Origin of the sequence: Chryseobacterium tongliaonense (genome assembly GCF_041224435.1) — a bacterium.
GTDB classification, from domain to species: Bacteria; Bacteroidota; Bacteroidia; order Flavobacteriales; family Weeksellaceae; genus Chryseobacterium; species Chryseobacterium tongliaoense.
Genome location: NZ_JBGFFD010000014.1, coordinates 50,098 through 69,498, shown reverse-complemented (window position 1 = coordinate 69,498; position 19,401 = coordinate 50,098). Strand labels below are relative to the sequence as shown.

The window sequence follows — 19,401 nt, the reverse complement described above, 5'->3', positions numbered from 1 at the left end:
TTATGGTTCTAAAGACATTTTAATCATAAGACTTGACAAAGACGGAAAAGAAATCTCACAACTTATTTTAGGAGGAAAAGGATTGGATGAAGTTGAAAAAATGATTCCAACGAAAGATGGTGGAGCACTCTTAGGGGTATATTCCCGAAGTAATGCAGGAGGAACAAAGAAAACAGAAAATTTTGGTGAAGGTGACTATTGGATCGTAAAGCTTAGTAAAAACGGAAAAGTAGAATGGGAAAAGAACTATGGAGGAAAAGGTGATGATCATTTAAGAACCCTTGCTTTGACTTCTACAGGCTATTTAATCGGTGGAGAATCAAGATCGGAAAGATCGGGAAATAAATCGGTTGGCATAGAAGAAGGAACAGATCTTTGGCTGATCTCAATTAATGAAAGAGGGGAAGAAATCTGGCAGAGATCCTGCAACTTTAAAAACAGGGATGTTTTAATGGGAATGAGTGTGATAGATGGGAAGCAGGAAAATGGAAGCGGGAAGTCTAAAGGTATTCTCTTGGGTGGTTATACCCAGGCAGAAGGAAGAATAGAAAATGATGATGAAACGTTTTGGATGTTGTATTTAAATCAGGATGGAAATGAAGAATGGAGAAAGCATGTGAAAGGAGAATCGAGAAAAAGAGAGGAAAGACTTTCGGATATTAAACTGAATAGAGATGGTTCCATCATTTTAGCAGGAACCAGTGCTGAGGAACTGGGAAAAGAGAACTGGAAAATTGTAAAACTGGGAGACAAACAAATTGATCAGCTGATCGAAAAACAGGATATTAAGATTTATCCGAATCCTGTATTTGATTATGCGTATATAGAAATAGGTTTCCAATTCAAAGAAGCTGAGATTGTGGTGTATGATATGGGTGGAAGACAGCTTCAAAGTTTAAAAACAAAGAATATGGTGACCAAGATCAATACTCAGGCACTTATTCAGGGAGCTTACCTTGTGGTGGTGAAAACGGATACGAATAAAACAGCGAATGCTAAACTTATAAAGAAATAAGGTGATGAAGAAGTTTTTTCTAATAATTATACCCGTTATCATACTAATAACCGGGCAGGCTGATCTTTTTGCCCAGAACTATAATTTGCATAGTGTTGATATTGATAATGCCCTCACTCCTACTGCTTCAGTATATTCACTTGGAAAATATGGTAATAGTTCTTCTGTAGACAACAAAGGAAAGTACAACCAGAATATCAGTTTGGTTAACTTAAAAACAGGTAATCTGAATTATAGCATGAATCTGCAGTATTCCAGTAATGGCCTCAAACTAAATGACTGGGGCGGAAGACTTGGATTATTGTGGAGTGATAACTTTACATCTGTTATCTACAGGGTAGTCCGGGGAATAGCAGATGGCTCCAGTCAAAAAGTAAATGAATTGGGAAGTGGCGGAGGCTTTAGTCTTGAAGAATACAAGACCATCAGAAACATGTATGAATCCAGCAGCAGTGGCTATACCTCCGGAAAAGACGGAGAATCCGATATTTTTTATTACAATATTTTTGGGTTGTCCGGTAGCTTCATTATTGTAAATGGCGAAGTAATTCAACTAAACTACAACAAAAAAATAAAAATAGAAGCAGGGGCTTCCCTAAGCAGTTTTACCATTACAACAGATGATGGCACAAAATACTCTTACGGGCAAAACGAAATGCTGGAAAAAACAGCCTACAACACCTTATGCCGGGAAGAATATGCAACTCCCTTACAAACAACAAGTGCATGGTTTCTTACAAAGATTGAAAGTATGGATACAAAAACCATCAACTTCCAATACACTACCATTAGTTCACAACATGTAGATGATTACAATGAATCTTTTTTAGTAAAGAATAAAACTTATCCGGGCGATGAATACTGTGTAGATCCTTGGGGAAATCCTGTACCTCCCGTGCCTCAGGTTATGGAAACTTTTTACTGTACAAGAAGTAAAATTTTTGAAACTAAAGTACTTACAAAAATAACATCCGATGACTTTACCATAGATTTTTATTACAATAACAGAGAAGATATTGGTAATGAAAAACTTTTAGATCATATTGATATCAAAAATACATTCGGAAGCGTCGTTAATAAAATAAAATTCAGCTATGACAAATACGGGAGCAATTTAAGTGTACCGGTTCATCAGGAAGGAATTCAGATCAGGTATTTTCTTAAAGAAGTTAAAACCGGCATGAATTCCGATGTTTCTTATCAGTTTCAATATAATAATCCGGAGCTTCTTCCAAGACGTTTCAGTAATAATATTGATTTAATGGGATTCTATAACGGTAAAAACAACACCAGCCTTTTACCGGGCGAGTTTGTTCAAAAGCTCTACCCTTTATTGACCGGAGGTTCATTTATACCTTCTATTCCGTACGGAGACAGAACCGCATCATTTCCACATTCTCAATACGGTTTATTAAAAAAAATAACATTTCCGACAAAAGGAACGGAATCAATTGAATATGAAGAGAATAAAATCATAAAAGATACCATAAGCAATCTTATCCTTCCTTATTATGGTGTAAGAACAAAAACAATCACACTGGATGGAAACGGTACCCAGCCAGTTGTAAAAAACTATATTTATGACAAGTTTAAATTTAATAATGTAGACAAACTGGTTTCTGAAAATAAACCATCCTCCCGATATTTTAACGCAGTGGAAATGTATAATGATGAATTTGGAGGATTCCTTACAACTCCCGTTGACGGTATTATTTTTAATTGTGCTTCTTCAAGTGGCGGCCCGGGTGTCAGCTATATCAGGCAGGCAATATTCAATTTTTATAAAATAAACTCTTACAGCAAATATGATAATAATATTTATGGGGATTTTATTGCTTATGAAAATGTAACCGAGATACTAAATCAGAACTCATATACTTCTAATTTTTATAGTGTCTGGGAAGAAACTACTGCGATTGATCTTGTAGGATATCATTCCTTATTTTATCCTTTAAGTAATCTGAGATGGAAGAGTAATCTCAATTTTGCCAACTATTTCGGCACAATAAATAACGGTTATCTGGTGAAGAAATATCTGGTGAATGATTATCAATACCGAATATACAAAATAATCGATAATTATACCATTAACAGAGATTATGTACCTATGAACGAGTTTTCGAATAACATAGCTTACATTGACGAAAATCTGAAAGCCTATTCAGTGGCTAAATATCTTTTACTTGGCCAATGGTTTAATAAGACCAAAACAACAGAAACTACCATCCTGGATGATGGAGAAAAAATAGCAAAAGAAACCGAATTCAGCTATTATGATATCACCGGGTACAATAATCTTAAATCAGTTGCCAATAAATACAGTGATATAACTACAGACAGAAAAGATTTATTTTACTCATATACAGGAGATTTCCTGCAAAATTATATGGTGGGAATTCCTGTGAAAACCGAGGAATTTAAAAATGATAAGATTACCGGAAGAACCTATTACAGATATAGCAAAGTATGGTGGCATCATGAAAAAATGTTTCCTTCAGGAATCAGCAAAACAAATCTGAATGCTTTGTCCCCCGATAATGAATGGACCGATGGAATTAAATTTGATCAGTATGACAATAAAGGGAACCTCTTACAGTATACTTCAAAATCCGGAGTTCCCACCACTATACTATACGGATATAATAAGACATTACCCATTGCAAAGATCGAAGGATTGGATTATACCGTTTTTTTAAGTTTTTCATCTCTTGGAGTCAATGCTTCGGGATATGATAATTTAGAAATATGTCAGAAATCCAATGCAGATATTAATGCTGCATCAGAAGAAGAACTGATGATTGCATTAAATAATTTCAGAAAAAATCCTGCTGTTTCGGGCTACCCGATCACGACCTATACTTATGATCCACTTGTAGGTGTTACCTCGATCACCTCGCCGTCCGGCATAACAGAAAAGTACATTTACGACCCTGTGACCAACCGTCTTAAAGAAACAAAACAGATGGAAAAAGACAGTAATGGAAATTATATATACAAAAATTCAAAAGAGTACCAATACAATTACAAACAATAATTAAAGAAACTAAAAATCATGAATAAACCTATTTATTCAGTTCTGTTATTTTGTATAGGATTGCAAATTCATTATGCCCAAACCAGTCTTTCCGATGTCACGGTAGACAAAGCAATAACCCCGACTGCCACAGTTGCTTCTTTAGGGAAATATGGTGATAAATCCGGTGTGGATAACAAAGGAAAATATAATACTTCAATAGATCTTGCCAGTCTGAAATCCGGAGAGCTAAATTACAATATAGGGCTTTCCTATTCAAGTAACGGTTTAAAGATAAATGACTGGGGAGCAAGAACGGGCCTTTTATGGAGTGACAATTTTACTTCAGCTATATACAGAACAGTAAGAGGACAACCGGATGAATATGCCGGCTCCAAGGTTACAGGGTTAGAAGGAGGCAGCTATACTTTAGATCAATATCTTGTAATCAAGGAAACTGCTGATGCTCTGGAAAACAATAATACAGCAGGCAGAGACGGAGAATCGGATATCTTTCATTATAATATTTTCGGTTTAACCGGAAGCTTTGTGATTGTAAACGGTCAGGTTCTTCAAATTAATTACTCGGAAAAACTGAAAATAGAAGTCGGAAACGGCTATTCCAGCTTTACAATCACCCTGAAAAATGGTAACAGATATTATTTCGGGAACAATAATACGATAGAATATACTACCTATGATACCCAGTGTAATGATGAAATAGCTCCGTTGCCTAAGCAGAAAACAGCTTGGTTCCTGACTAAGATTGAAGATATCAACGCTTCCAATGCCATTAACTTTACATACGGAAGCATCAGTAATTATTATACGGAAGATAAAAGCGAAACCATCACCATAAAAAACAAGACTTACGCCGGAGATGCACCATGCTGGAATCATCAGTTAAAATACCTGTTTGCCCCCAACACCTGTACAAGATATAAAATCTTTGATACCAAATATCTTACTAAGGTTTCTTCGCAGGATTTTACGGTTGATTACCTGTATACGGATCGTGAAGATATCATGACTGAAAAACTTCTGGATCATATAGAAATTAAAAACCCGGGAAATGTCATCGTTAATAAAATTAAATTTGATTATCAGAAATTTGGAAACAATAATGGAGCAGCCTATAATAACTGGGGATATTCCGTAAGATACTTTCTCAATAAGGTTTCCATCGGAAAAAACCTGGACCAGAAATATACTTTTACCTATAACAATTTACCTCAACTACCGGCCAGGTTTTCATATACTCAGGATCTTGCCGGAATTTATAACGGTACTGTAGGCAGCAGTTTTCTTCCTACTGAATATGTCCAGAAAGCTCAACCTATTTTCACGGTAGTTAATTCTCCTCTTGAAGGCTGGCCAATTCCCGGAATTCCTTCCAGTGACCGAAGCCCACACTTTCCTCAATCTACATATGGACTGATGGCATCAATTCAATACCCTACTGGCGGAACAGAGAATATCCTGTATGAGCCCAATACCGTAATTAAAGATTCCAATACTCCTGTAGAATCCGAGTTCTATGGGGTAAGAACAAAAAAAATAGAGCTCTTGAGCAATACCGGTGATATGATCACAAAAGAATATAAATATGCTATAGCAGAATATGATTCGATCAATAACATCATCACTTTTGGAGCTATTTCCTCTTTATTTTCTTTGAATGATGAATTTGGAGGCCATGTTTCATCTGTATATGATGCAGGGCAGGATACCAATTGCGGAGGTGGAGGTCCTTATGGTTCTTTCTATATTGATCGGTACATGAAAATCAATTCGAACAAAATATATGATATCAACAGGTTTCAGGGAGACTTCATCAGCTACAGCGATGTAACGGAAGTTACCAATGGTAAAAGATTTAAGATAAAAAAATATGTCACTATGGAAGATTGGTTTACCCAGCCCTTACTGGGTGAGCTCAATTCCTATTCTCCTAACAGCGAATACTTTTGGTTTGCCAACTTAATGTCAGATCAATATGAAGGAGAAATATCCAACAGTCTGTATGGTGTTAAACGGTTTTCCCGTTGGGGATATGACTATAAAGATTACCAGTTTATCAATAACTATGTAATCAATCGAGACTATATCCCTTTAAATCATTTTGGAACAGCTTATTATACGGATAACCTTAATGCTTATGCAGTAGGAAAATACATATTTCCCAACAGGTGGTATAATAATTACAAGAAAAGTGAAACAACAATTTTAGAGGACGGTGGAAAATTAACTCAGGAAACTACATTTAAATATTATGACATCAACGGATACAACAATCTTAAATCTGTTGAAAACAAATACAGTGATGCAACCACAGACCGAAAAGATTTCACCTATTCGTATACCGGAGATTTCCTTCAAAATTATATGATCGGAATCCCTGTGAAAACTGAAGAATATAAAAACGATAAAATAATTGCAAGAACTTACTATGGATTCAGCAAAGTGTGGTGGCATCATGAGAAGCTGTTCCCTTCAGGGATCTCTAAAACAAATCTGAATGCACTGGTTCCCGATAATGAATGGACTGATGAAATTAAATATGACCAGTATGACAACAAGGGAAATTTATTGCAGTACACTACAAAGTTTGGTGTTCCGGTAACCTTGCTATACGGATATAATAAGACACAGCCCATTGCAAAGATTGAAGGACTGGATTATACGGTTTTTTTGAGTCTTCCGGGGCTTGGAGTCAATGCTTCGGGGTATGATAACCTGGAAATATGCCAGAAATCCAATACCGATGTTGATGCTGCTTCAGAAGAAACCCTTCTGACTGCATTGGACAGCTTCAGAAAGAATCCGGCAATATCCGGGTACCAGATCACCACTTATACCTATGATCCGCTTGTAGGCGTTACTTCCATCACTTCGCCATCCGGTGTAAGAGAAAAATATATCTATGACCCTTCCACCAACAGACTAAAAGAAGTAAAAGTCATGGAAAAAGACAGCAACGGTAACTACACTTACAAAATCTCGAAAGAATACCAATACAATTACAAACAATAATAGCCAGATTCAGATTATGAGAAAAAATATAATACCTGCAGGTGCCATACTCCTAGCAGGACTTACATACGGACAAGTCACTAATACGGAAAACTATATCCAGACAAAAACATATCTCGATTACCCTGCCGGGCAATCACCCAAAGTTCAGGAGACTGTGGAATATATTGACGGATTGGGAAGATCTAAACAAATTGTCAATGTAAAGGCTTCTCCTTCGGGAAAAGATATCGTTACTCCTGTTGTTTATGATGCACTAGGGCGGCAGACAAGAGAATATCTCGCAGTTCCGCAGGCTTCAACAACTAATGGAGGGATATATCAACAGGCTCCTGGCCTTACAGATTTTCCCGTAGGAGATCCCACCAGTATATATACAGGAGAAAAGGCTTTTACAGAGAAGTTATTGGAAAGCTCTCCTTTAGACAGAATTTTAGAAAAAAAACAGATAGGGACAGCATGGCAGGGTAAACCTATAAAATTTGAATATCAGACAAACTCAATAAACGACAAGGTAAGAAAGTTCACTGCCACCACTACTTGGTCCGGTAATACTGCCGTATCAAATGTGATCTGGAGCTTAAGTGACTTCGGAACCCATCAATTGTATAAAAACATTACCATAGATGAAGACGGAAACAAAACCATTGAGTTCAAAAATGGACAGGAACAACTGATTCTGGCAAGAAAAGTAATAAGTGATACAGAAAATGCAGATACTTATTATGTTTATAATGAATATAATCAACTTGTTTTAATTATTCCTCCTAAAGCCGTGTATGAGTTTTTTAATACTTATGAAGCAAACCCCGGAGATAGTTTTACCGATGACTTATTAAGTGAACTATGCTATCAGTATAATTATGACGGCAGAAACCGTTTGGTAGAGAAAAAGCTTCCGGGAAAAGGCTGGGAATACCAGATTTATGATATGCAAGACCGTTTGGTAATGACACAGGATGCGAATCTTGGTGCCCTCAAACAGTGGATGTTTACAAAATATGATCAGCTGGGAAGAGTTGCTTATACCGGTATCTACACAAGCCCACAAAGTTATGGCAGAGCAGGAAGAGTTGCAGAGCAAACCAATGTAAATTCCAAAGGAAGCAATAATACACTGAGAACAGCTTCTGTAAACTTTACCAACAGCGGGATGGGTGTGTATTATGATAATGGCTCTTCAACCTACCCTTCCTCCATTACCAAACTTCTCAGTGTAAAATATTATGATACCTATCCACAATATAGCTTTAACCCGTCATTTCTTCCCAATATTCAGGAGCAGCCGGTTTTAACGGATAATATTACAACAGATGGGAAAAGTACTAAGGGGCTTGCAGTCATGAATCTGGTAAAAAATATTGAGGATGATAACTGGACCAAAAATTATTCTTATTTCGATTTCAGAGGAAGACTTATCGCTGTACATTCTATTAACCACTTGCTGGGATATACAAGAACAGAATCTAAACTAGATTTTGCAGGAGCTTTGCAAAAAACGGTTATAAAGCATAAAAGACTTGCGACTGATACAGAAAAAGTAATTACTGAAACCTTCGAATATGATTCTCAAAACAGACTAAAAAAACATTATCATCAGGTAGATGGAAACGTTCCCGAACTGTTGGCAGACAACACCTATAACGAACTTTCACAGTTAACCAATAAAAAGGTAGGTAATAATCTGCAGAATATCAACTACAATTATAATATCCGAGGATGGCTTACTAAAATCAATGATCCCGGAAATCTCAGTGGAAAGCTGTTTGGATACGAAGTTAAGTATCACGATCCCCATACAAGTTCTTATTCAAAAGCCAAATACAATGGCGATATTACGGATATAAGTTGGAAAACGGCAAATGACGGCATTTTAAAACGATATTATTACCGGTATGATAATTTAAACAGATTGGTCTCAGGTCTTTATCTTGAGCCGGATACTACAATTCCTATGAAATATACATTCGCAGAAGAGGTTGCGTATGATCTTAACGGTAATATCACTTCTTTGATGAGAACAGGAAACGAATCCGATCAAGCCACCAGCGAGTATATCGACGATCTGAATCTTAATTATTCCGGAAATAAACTGATTTCAGTAAATGATGCTATGCAAAACTTCTCCGGATACCCCGGCGGTGGCAATATCATTAACTATGATGGAAATGCCAATATGACAAGCCAGTTAGATAAAGAAATAAAACAGATTAGTTATAATCATCTCAATCTCCCTTCCTCATTGGTATTCACGAGACAATTATCGACTCCGACAGGCATACTCCGCGAAAATTCTGCTTACCTCTACAGGGCCGATGGAGTAAAAGTGAAAAAAACATATAACCAGGCAATATCGGATCCGTTCGGTAGTGCAAATGAGTTAACCCCAAAAATAACAGATTACCTGGATGGCTTTCAATATCAAACCTTTAAAAACAAAACAGGCAATTTTGTAACAGCATTACAGTTTCTTCCAACTTCGGAAGGGTATTATGATTTTGTAAGAAATAAATATATCTATAACTATACAGATCATTTAGGAAATGTAAGGTTAAGTTATTTTAATAACGGTAGCAATATAGAAGTCATTGAAGAAAACAATTATTATCCTTTTGGGCTGAAGCACAATGAAAGCAGTTCCGGATTGTCAGCATCAGCTTCATATCAGTATAAATATAATGGAAAAGAATTTCAGACAGACACTAAAATGTATGATTACGGAGCAAGAATGTACATGCCTGAACTGGGAAGATGGGGCTCAGCCGATGGCAAAGGGGAACTGTATTTAAGCAAATCTCCTTATAGCTATGCCAATAATACCCCTGTAAATGCAGTTGACCCAGATGGAAATTTAGTTATTTTTATTAACGGACAACACAATGGTAACGGCGGTACTCCTGATTACTGGACAAGTGGTACTTTGATAGGGCATCTAAGCATAGGAGAAGGGGGAGCACCTCTCCCACTCTATAAACGTTTTGATATGGCTACAATGCGACATTTGAATGATTACAATGCCATCTACAGAGATGGAGGGCTTGGAGGCTGGAGCAATACACTTTTCGCTACAAAAAATGTAAATATATCCGTTGAAAACAGAATCAATACCGGCTTTGACCAGGGTAAAAAAGATGCCGCAGAAATAATTAAAAACCTGGAAAGGGACTCAAGTACCGGAGAGATCATAGAAACAATTAAGGTGGTTACTCATAGTATGGGTGGAGCTTATGGAAAAGGGTATGTGAAAGCATTAAAAGAATATGTATCTACACTTCCCGCAGAGATGCAGAAACAGATTAAAATAACTCTTGTGGCAGATTTCGACCCTTTCCAGGCCGGAAGTCTGGAAGTTGATCCTAATATTAAAACCCAACAGTTCATCCACGAAGATATCTGGAATATTACCGGATTCGGTTTTCTTGCCAATGAAAAAGAAAAAGGGATAAGTGATAAAGATACCTATACCAATACAGGATCAAGTACTGACCATTTTATTGCTACATTTTTCAAAGATATCAGTAAATTGCAGGAAGGAACTTACGAATGGAATGGCAGTTCCTGGGAATGTACGGATTGTAACCATTAATGATTAATCTATGAAAAAAAACAAAAAAATAATTGTTATCGGAGCTATTTTTTTAGCGCTTATTATTTATATTGTTTACATCAATGGGTATGATTTTAGGCTTTTCAAGAATACACCGGAGAAATACAGATCCGAGACTCAGGTAACGTCCCAAAAGTATACATCAGACAGTCTGAAGCTCGTTAATCAGATGCATAGTCTTATTAAAGAACATAAAGAATCTTTTTATTCCGGGGAGTATGATAATTCCACGCAAATCATTATTGACACGATTATGTATAGTTCGGATTTTAATAGAATAACATTTTTTGTAATCACTAAAAACCCGGTAAAAAAACTATCAAAGCCGGAAAAAAACTATCAATGGTATTATGATGCAACCTGTTATATCGGACAAAGAATACAGGACTCTTTTAACCTTAAATGGGTTGGACCCAATTATACTAACTCATATGATCTTGAACATATTTCAAAAGAAATAGAAAATTATTTTTTTAAGAAAAGAGCATCTGAACCAGCTTATAACGGTGAAAAAAAATATAATATTAATGACACACGTTACTGGACAAGCAGTGATTGGAAAAATCTGAATCCTAAAAAGTAAGTATCTTATTATAAAAAAGGACCGGAAATGCATCTGGTCCTTTTATTTTAAACCCGTCGGTCACACCAAAGTACGTTCAAAAGCTTTGCAGCTTAATGTATATCACACTAAAAATATTTTCTCCATTTACCAACCGTATTCCTACTTAATTTAAAATATATTGCCAGTTGAATATTGTTTAATTTGGGTAATGATATATTAAATGCACTAACTGGATAATAAAGTTAAAAGGAGAACATGTAGTATGCTGACCAACCTCTTTAAATAAAATAGGTATGGAATTTAACATGTTTATGCAAACGATATTGAGTTCGTGGAATATTTATATGAAAATGATATACCCTTTAATCTGCCTCGCTTTGTCGTTATTGATTGGGAAGCCACGGCAAGAAATATCATGTATGATTATTTTGAGAGTAACGGACATTACTTTAAATCGTAGTATATTTGTACTACAATAAACTTTATGTACCCTTAAAAATTCAAATAGATTGAATTAAATTCATCAAGATTAAAAAAAGAGATTTTTAAAGATTTAGGTACAATTCTAGGTACAAAAATAAAAAAGAGAAAATGCAATTATTTAATTTTCAATAATATACAAATTCTCTTTTCATTAAAAAGTGACCGCAGAAGGATTCGAACCCTCACTGTCGGAGCCGAAATCCGAAGTTCTATCCATTAAACTATGCAGCCGTATTCATAAGTGATACGTAATCCCTGATTACTTATCATTCATACTTTAGAAACTAATTTTCACACCACCCACAATCTGAGCACCCAGAACTTTATATCCTTTGTACGTCTGATATTTTGAGCTTAGAAGATTATTTCCGAGCGCGAAAATACTAAAATTTTTGTGAATTTTATACTCTGCAGAAAGGTTTAAATCTGCATATCCTCCTACTTTGTCATTTCTGTCCTCTGTTGACTGGTATACCATTCCGGTTGGAGCATTGGCATCCGGAACTGCTTCAATCCCATAAGAATTTGTGGTTCTGTCAGTTGCAAAAATTCCCTTGAAGCCTAACATCAGTTTTTTCTCCAACATGGTGTACTTCGCCCCTATACTCGCATTAAGTAATGGAACGTTGTAAATATCTTCATAATTTTTCAAATCATACTTGGTGAAATGAACCTCCCCGTCCAAAACAAGGTTTTCCAATGGGAAATACTGGATGCTTCCCTTAATATCACTTACATTTCCGTCATCATAAATGGCAGAGAATGTATTTGCGAAATTATACGCAGAACGGTTCAATGTAAAGTCATTATTAAACAGGTCATTCGCCTTGTAGAAAAGAATATCTCTCATTTTTCCGTAACCCGCCGAAACATCATACTTCACCGTTTCATCAATATCTCCTCTTAAACCTGCATAAAAATGGTATTTCGTTTGGGTAGGTCTCAACATTTGATCTGAAACAATGAATGGATTCTGCTGCAGCAAATCACCGTACGTATTCAGCTTTAAACCACCGTCTACCCCGCCGTAGAACTTGAATTCTTTTGCTGCTGCAAACTGAAACTCAGCCTGTGGAAACCAATACGTTTTATTATTTTTCACCTGCTCCATCACATCACTCGAATTTTTAGCATTCAGGAATGAGAATGAAGAACCAAGCATTAAATAGGAATCTCCTTTTCTGAAAGTAACTTTCGGAGATAAGCTTGTATTGAAAAAGTTGGATGAATTTTTCTCCCTGATCGCAAAATCAGTTTTTACCGTTTCCATACCGATTCCTAAATCTGCATTCAGATTAATCCCGGATTTACCGATCTCAATCGCATGTTTGGATAAATTAGCCAGAATGGAAGCCTGATTTTCCTGTGCATCAAAATGATCTTTCAAAAATGAAGATTTTACTCTTACATCATTTAAAATTTCATTGGAGTAGAAATCATAATATCCGTTTACTTTAAACTGATTCACTCTCTGGTCAAGATCAACATCTCCCGGTTGTAAAGCATAAATACCGTAATAATTATAGCTGTTTAAGCCATATTCTGCATTCAGGTTAAATTTCCCTTTATCTCCGTAAGAATTGACGAAAGCACCCAGTGTGGTAGAGCTTTGCTTGGAATCCCAGGGATATTCTTTTTTCAGTCCCTGAGTGGAAAGGAAATGAGCATCTACCCCAACTTCCAGTTTATTGTCCAGCGTTTTTGAAATGTTGGCATCCCCTAAGATTTTCCCGAAGTTCCCCATCCCGAACTGTATATAGTTGTTCTGGGCACTTCCTTGAAATTTCGGAGCCACATCTTCACCCTGAATGGTGGAAGTTTTAAAATCGGAAACCGCAGGTACATCTGTAATCTTATATTGTACAGGGTTCTGTGATTTCTCTTCCGGCGGATAATTCTTAGTGGCTTCCACGGAAGTTTTTTTCTTTTCGATTTTTTTAACTTCCGGCTCTCTTTTTTTATTAAGAACCAGTTTTTCTTCTTTGATCTGGGAAAACGCAATCTGCGAAACCCCTAAAAGTAATATGGATAATAATTGAATTCTTTTGTTCATTATTGATTGTATTTATGTATTTAAGTAAAACGCATTAATGATTTTTCATAAAAACATTTTACATGAATACGACAGTACACTTTTATTTCTTAATCATTTTCTTAACCTCTTTTGCTTCTGCAACAATCTCAGGGAAATCCTTATAATTGCTGATGATCTGATCGCAGGTATAACTTGCCTGGTAATTGTCTTTCAGGCCGATATAGTTTTTCGCCAGCAATACCAATGCTTTTGCACCCCAATATTCTTCCGAAGCATAATTATTGGCCAGCTTGAATATCGTTTCGTTAGAAGATTTAAAGGCTTTTCCTTTATTCTGGTAGAATGCTTTTGCATATAAAGCTTCTGCTGCCACTTCTGTATTTGAAGATTTCTCAAGGGAAGTATAGGCGCTCTGGGCATCTTTATCTTTTCCTGCATTCATAAGGCTTCTCGCCTTGATCACTTTTGCGGTTTCTATTACCGCTGCAGAGTTTTTATTGTTGGCAATGACAGCATCTGCCAGTTTTTCAGCTTCCGAGAAATTCTTTTCTTCGGCATACATCTTCATCAGCTCTACATTGGCGTAGTTCTTAACATTGATGTTCGAAGAATTTTTAATATTTTCAAGGTATTTCTTAGCTTCAGCAGTATTCCCCTGAGCAACATAGATCTGTGCTAAACGGGTTTCCGCATCGTCCTGGTAATCATTCTGAACATTGGCCACTTCCTGTAATACCAATAATGCTTTGGTTGTATCATTCGTCTGATAATAGCTTTCTCCCAATTCATATTTAGCCTGATACAGACCTTCTCCCGTTGGATTTTGCGTTAAATATTTTTCGTAGTAGGAAATAGCATTCTTGTAATCTTTCTTCGTGAAATACTGCTTGCCTGTTGAAAGGTTGATTTCATCTATTTCGGCAGCATCTACATTCACCCCGATATTTCTTGCGAAACTTTCATATCCCGAAACATCACCGTTCTTTGTAAAGATCGGTTTGGCAGCCTGTACGATTTTCTGTGCGTATGCTGTATTTTTATACTGCTCACCCAAAGATTTCAGTTCAGAAAGCGCTTTATCGCTCTGGTTCTGATCGATATAATTCTGAGCTCTGTAAATAGAAGCATTAGCAATTAAATCTTTATCGGAAGATGTCTTGATCAGCTTTGAGAAATAATCACTTGAATTGACATAATCATCCTGATCGGCATAAGCCGTTCCTATTTCATATTGGGAATCATCATAATATTCTGAATCCGGATATTTGGATAAAAGTGTCTTTAAATTATTGATTTTTGCCTGTGTATCGCCTTTAAATCCTAAAGCCATTGCCTTCTGGTATAAAGTATAATCTGTGGCATCTTCATTTTTATCGTAAATGGCGATCGCTTCATTCAGGTCGTTATTCGCATAGTGAATATCTGCCAGACGAAGTTCCGCATCATTTTTAAATTCAGGTTTCGGATTGCTTAAATACTGTTTGAAATAGGTCTGGGCCTGGTCAAACTTTTTAGATTTAAAATAAGCATATCCTAAATCATAGGGCAACTGCTGCTTTTCAGGGAAAGTTTCGTTAAGAAGCTTTTCATAACGTAGAATCGCAGAAGGATAATTCCCTTTTTGGTAATAGGTCTGAGCCAGCCAGTATAAAGCCCTGCTGTTAAATTCCTTATTGATATTGAATTCTAAACTTCTCAGGAAATATTTTTCAGCTTCATCAAAATTCCCTTTGTTGAATTCTTCCGTTCCCAGTAAATAAGAAACTTCCTGGTCTACCTTATCAATATCAGGTGTTGAATTCTGAAGCCTGTCGATTGCATTCAGTGTTTCCTTAAAGTTTCCGGAATACAGATAAGATTTCACCAAAAGCGATCTCATTTCTGCTGCATTAGGAGCATTCTGGTTTTCATTGATGTAGCTTTGAATCACCGTTGACGGGTTTTCAAACGGGTTACCGATGTCATATCCCAATTTTGCATATTGCTCATGAGCCAGCTTTTTCACATTCGCATCATAATCCATCTGGTAAGAAGAACGGAATGCAGAGAGCGCTTCCTGCTTTTTACCTACCGCTAAGTAAGCATTTCCCAACTGATAGTATGCATTCTGAGCTAATGCGGAATTACTGTTGATCAGCTGGTTATAATAAGAAACCGCTTCATCATATTTTTTAAGCTGTGCTGCCACAAACCCCATTTCATATAAATCATTTTCAGAAGGGTTTTGCTGAACACTCAGATAATCTTTTAAATGCGGATAAGCCGAAGTATAATCATTCTTCATGAAATAACTTTCTCCGATGATCTTATGAACTTCAGCTTTGTAAGAATCGGAAAGATTTTCATTCAATAAAGAATTTCCTTCCGAAATGGCTTTATCATAATCCTTATCATTGTAATACATCTGCACATAATAAGGACGAACCAGCTTTGAGTATTTAGGCTGATCTTTTATAGAGTCAAAATACTGGAAAGCCTGGTCATTCTGCCTGTTGGAATAATACAGATGTCCCAGCATATAAGCAATATCCCCTTTTTGAGATTCATCGGCTGTTTTGTAAGCTTCTTCCAGGGCATCAGTCGCTCCTTTGGAATCTCCCATCATAAATTTGGCATAACCTAATTTCAGGATATATTGAGTATTTTCTTCTTTTGAAAGTTGATACTGGTTTACTTTTTTCAAAGTTTCCAAGGCTTTTTCAAAATCTTTTTTCGCCAGATAGTAATCTGCTAAAGGTAAATTCGCCTGAGCAAAATAAGCAGAATTCGGATATTCTTTCATAAAAGCGGTTAATCCTTCTTCTGCATGGTTTTTCTGCAGGATCACCCCGATTACATTATCGAAAAACTGCGCAGCTTCCTTTTTCGACCTCGACAGATTCTGATTATAGAAATACTGTCTTGCATATTCGTATTGGGAAGCATTATATATTTTGGTCTGGTAAAGATTTTCGGCTAGATTAAACCTGTAATTTTCTTTCTGGGTAAAGTATTGAGACTGTTGAGCTTCGGAGACTCCGAAATAAAACACAGCAGCTGCTAAAAGTATTTTTTTTGATTTCATTCTTTATTTGAATAAAAAAATTAGTCTATATAAGTTAACGAAAATATTAAAAACTTATTGTTTAAGCAAGTTTTAAAAGGGTTAATAATCTAAAATATCAATTCCGATACATTTCACTATAGCATGATAAAAATTGATTAATTTAGTATGCCAAAAGTTTAAAAAATTTTAGCACGAAATGATCAGAAAAAAAATTTGATTAGACCCTTGTTTTACACCATCTAAAAATATACCATTACATGAAAATTAAGATACTTTTAGCATTATTATTTGTCAATCTGGTACAGGCTCAAAAATTTCACTTCCCGAGAACAGCCGTGGAAGACACCATTATTCTGGAAAAAGAAATGCCTGCGCTTGCTTCAAAAGTCATCGCAAAACAGGCACTAAAGCAGAAACAGCAAAACCGGGTTGATTTTTTAGACCATCTTTTCCGTCTGGAAATTATAGCAAAAGATTACACAAGGTCTATAAACACCTTATCGGAGTACCGGAAGCAGTATGCCGATCATAATATGGCCGGAAATAAATACATTGCACAGGAAATCTATAGCCTGGCCAGATTAAATGAACAGAAAGAAAAGACCACTTTCCCTGATGCGCTGCAAAAAGCGTTCAATCAAAAATACAACAGTCTATCAGATCAATTAATTACTAAAATAGGAATTGCTTTTGACGGTGATGTAAATGATACCAGAAAACTTCTGAAAAAGGCACTCAGCAAACAAAAAGATAAAGACAGCATAGATTATGCTTCCGCCCTGGCTCTATGCAAAAGTTATTTAAATTACAAGACCTATTCGAGTATTAAACCGCAGATTATGCAGTTCTTGGCATTAAAGGACCGGGAAAAATTCATTATTGAAACCAAAGATATAAAAACAAACAGCGGACACACTCTTACGATTACCGTTGTCAGAAAAAAAGAAAACAAGTCCCCACTTCCTGTTATTCTCACGAATAATATCTATGCAGGGCAGTTTGATGCTTTTTTTGGAAAGAGAGCTGCCGTTTACAATTACGTAGGAGCTGTTGTCAATACGCGTGGAAAAAGAAACAGCAATGATATAAATGAGCCTTTTGAGCACGAATCAGAGGATATTTATGATGTTATCGACTGGGTCAGCAAACAGCCCTGGAGTAATGGAAAAGTGGGAATGATAGGCGGAAGCTATCTGGGGTTCAGCCAGTGGGGAGCTGTAAAGAAATTACATCCGGCTTTAAAAACAATAGTTCCGCAGGTTGCCGTGGGAATCGGAATCGACTACCCTGCTCAAAATAATATTTTCATGAGTTATATGCTGCAATGGATCAATTATGTCACCAACAACAAATTAACTGATGAAGCTGATTTTAATAATTTTACGAAATGGGATTCCATTAATACCGCATGGTACAAAAGCGGGAAATCATTCAGGGCTTTAGATTCAATAAGCGGTAAGCCGAATAAAATTTTCCAGAGATGGCTGGATCATCCCGGCTACGACCAATACTGGCAGAAGATGGTGCCTTACAGAGAGGACTTTGCTAAAATAAACATTCCCATACTTACCACTACCGGATATTATGATGATGACCAGATAGGTGCTCTCTATTATTTTAAGGAACATTATAAATACAACAAAAATGCAGATCATTATTTAGTGATCGGGCCCTATAATCACGGAGGCGCGCAGAGTTTCGGATTTACGGTAGTGAATGGTAACGCGATAGATCCTGTAGCCAGAATCAGTATTGATGACCTTGCTTTTTCTTGGTTTGATTATATTTTAAAAAACGGTAAAAAGCCCGAAATTTTGAAGGATAAGGTCAATTTTCAGGTGATGAATACGAATACATGGAAGCACGTTCCGGATCTCGATAAAATGCATTCATCAACGATTAAATTTTATCTTCAGGATCATAAGAACAGTCCATCTGTCTTTACCCAACCTGTGAATAAAAGTTTCACAAAACAAACTGTTGATTTTAAAAACCGGGATGAAAAGGATTCGTATTATCTTGTCAGTAAAAAAGACAGCATAAAAACAACGCATTCGGTTTATTTTGAAAGTGAAGTTTTAGATAAGGATCTTATCATCAGCGGAAATATGGCCGGAATCTTTAATGTTGCGATCAATAAAAAAGATTTTGATACCGATACTTATTTATACCAGATACAGCCGGACGGTAAGTCGTTTTTATTATCCACTCACATGGTAAGGGCCAGCTATGCAAAAGACAATGCCGTCCGACAGCTGCTTGAGCCCGGAAAAACTGAACAAATCCCTATCAAAAATTCAATATTCATCAGTAAGAAGGTTGAAAAAGGAAGTAAATTGCTATTGGTAGTCGGAGTTAACAAAAGTCCTGCCTGGCAGATCAATTACGGATCGGGAAAAGATGTAAGTGATGAAACGATACAGGATTCCGGTGAACCTTTAGAAATAAAATGGTATAATGACAGCTATGTGGAAATTCCGGTTTATAAAGAATAAAAACTGTTGATTTGCTTAAACTGTTGCATTTTTACTTAAATATTTTAACTACTGTTAACATCAAAATAAAATTTCATTACATTTGCTTTTTTTCAAACTCAAATATAAA

General features: G+C 36.2%; 8 protein-coding genes and 1 tRNA gene. 6 read left to right on the top strand and 3 right to left on the bottom strand.

Annotated features, from left to right (window positions below; translation table 11 throughout):
- The 5 genes from AB8P06_RS19775 to AB8P06_RS19755 form a co-directional block, all read left to right on the top strand.
- Nucleotides 1-1,015 (top strand): T9SS type A sorting domain-containing protein (locus tag AB8P06_RS19775; protein WP_369844234.1); only part of this gene is annotated, 1,015 nt, incomplete at its 5' end.
- Nucleotides 1,016-1,019: 4 nt separating this feature from the next.
- Nucleotides 1,020-4,049, top strand: a complete 3,030-nt coding sequence (locus tag AB8P06_RS19770; protein ID WP_369844232.1) for a hypothetical protein — start codon at nt 1,020-1,022, stop codon at nt 4,047-4,049.
- Between the two features lie 18 nt (nt 4,050-4,067).
- Nucleotides 4,068-7,061, top strand: coding sequence for a hypothetical protein (locus tag AB8P06_RS19765; protein WP_369844230.1), 2,994 nt, complete (start codon nt 4,068-4,070; stop codon nt 7,059-7,061).
- A gap of 16 nt (nt 7,062-7,077) precedes the next feature.
- Complete coding sequence (locus AB8P06_RS19760) at nt 7,078-10,647, top strand: DUF6443 domain-containing protein (RefSeq protein WP_369844228.1); 3,570 nt, start codon at nt 7,078-7,080, stop codon at nt 10,645-10,647.
- Between the two features lie 10 nt (nt 10,648-10,657).
- A complete protein-coding gene (locus tag AB8P06_RS19755; protein ID WP_369844227.1) occupies nt 10,658-11,251 on the top strand; it encodes a hypothetical protein in 594 nt (197 codons plus the stop codon).
- A gap of 624 nt (nt 11,252-11,875) precedes the next feature.
- Here AB8P06_RS19755 and AB8P06_RS19750 read toward each other — a convergent pair.
- The 3 genes from AB8P06_RS19750 to AB8P06_RS19740 all read right to left on the bottom strand — a co-directional run bounded on the left by AB8P06_RS19750 (nt 11,876) and on the right by AB8P06_RS19740 (nt 16,815).
- Nucleotides 11,876-11,947 (bottom strand) — tRNA-Arg (locus AB8P06_RS19750).
- Between the two features lie 46 nt (nt 11,948-11,993).
- Entirely contained in the window at nt 11,994-13,769 is a 1,776-nt protein-coding gene (locus AB8P06_RS19745; protein ID WP_369844225.1) for a TonB-dependent receptor, read from the bottom strand.
- Between the two features lie 82 nt (nt 13,770-13,851).
- The gene (locus AB8P06_RS19740) at nt 13,852-16,815 is read right to left on the bottom strand and encodes a tetratricopeptide repeat protein (RefSeq protein WP_369844222.1); all 2,964 of its coding nucleotides are present in this window, start codon (nt 16,813-16,815) and stop codon (nt 13,852-13,854) included.
- 239 nt (nt 16,816-17,054) lie between these two features.
- Here AB8P06_RS19740 and AB8P06_RS19735 point away from each other — a divergent pair, with 239 nt between their 5' ends.
- Nucleotides 17,055-19,292, top strand: coding sequence for a CocE/NonD family hydrolase (locus AB8P06_RS19735; protein WP_369844220.1), 2,238 nt, complete (start codon nt 17,055-17,057; stop codon nt 19,290-19,292).
- The last annotated feature ends 109 nt before the right edge of the window (nt 19,293-19,401 follow it).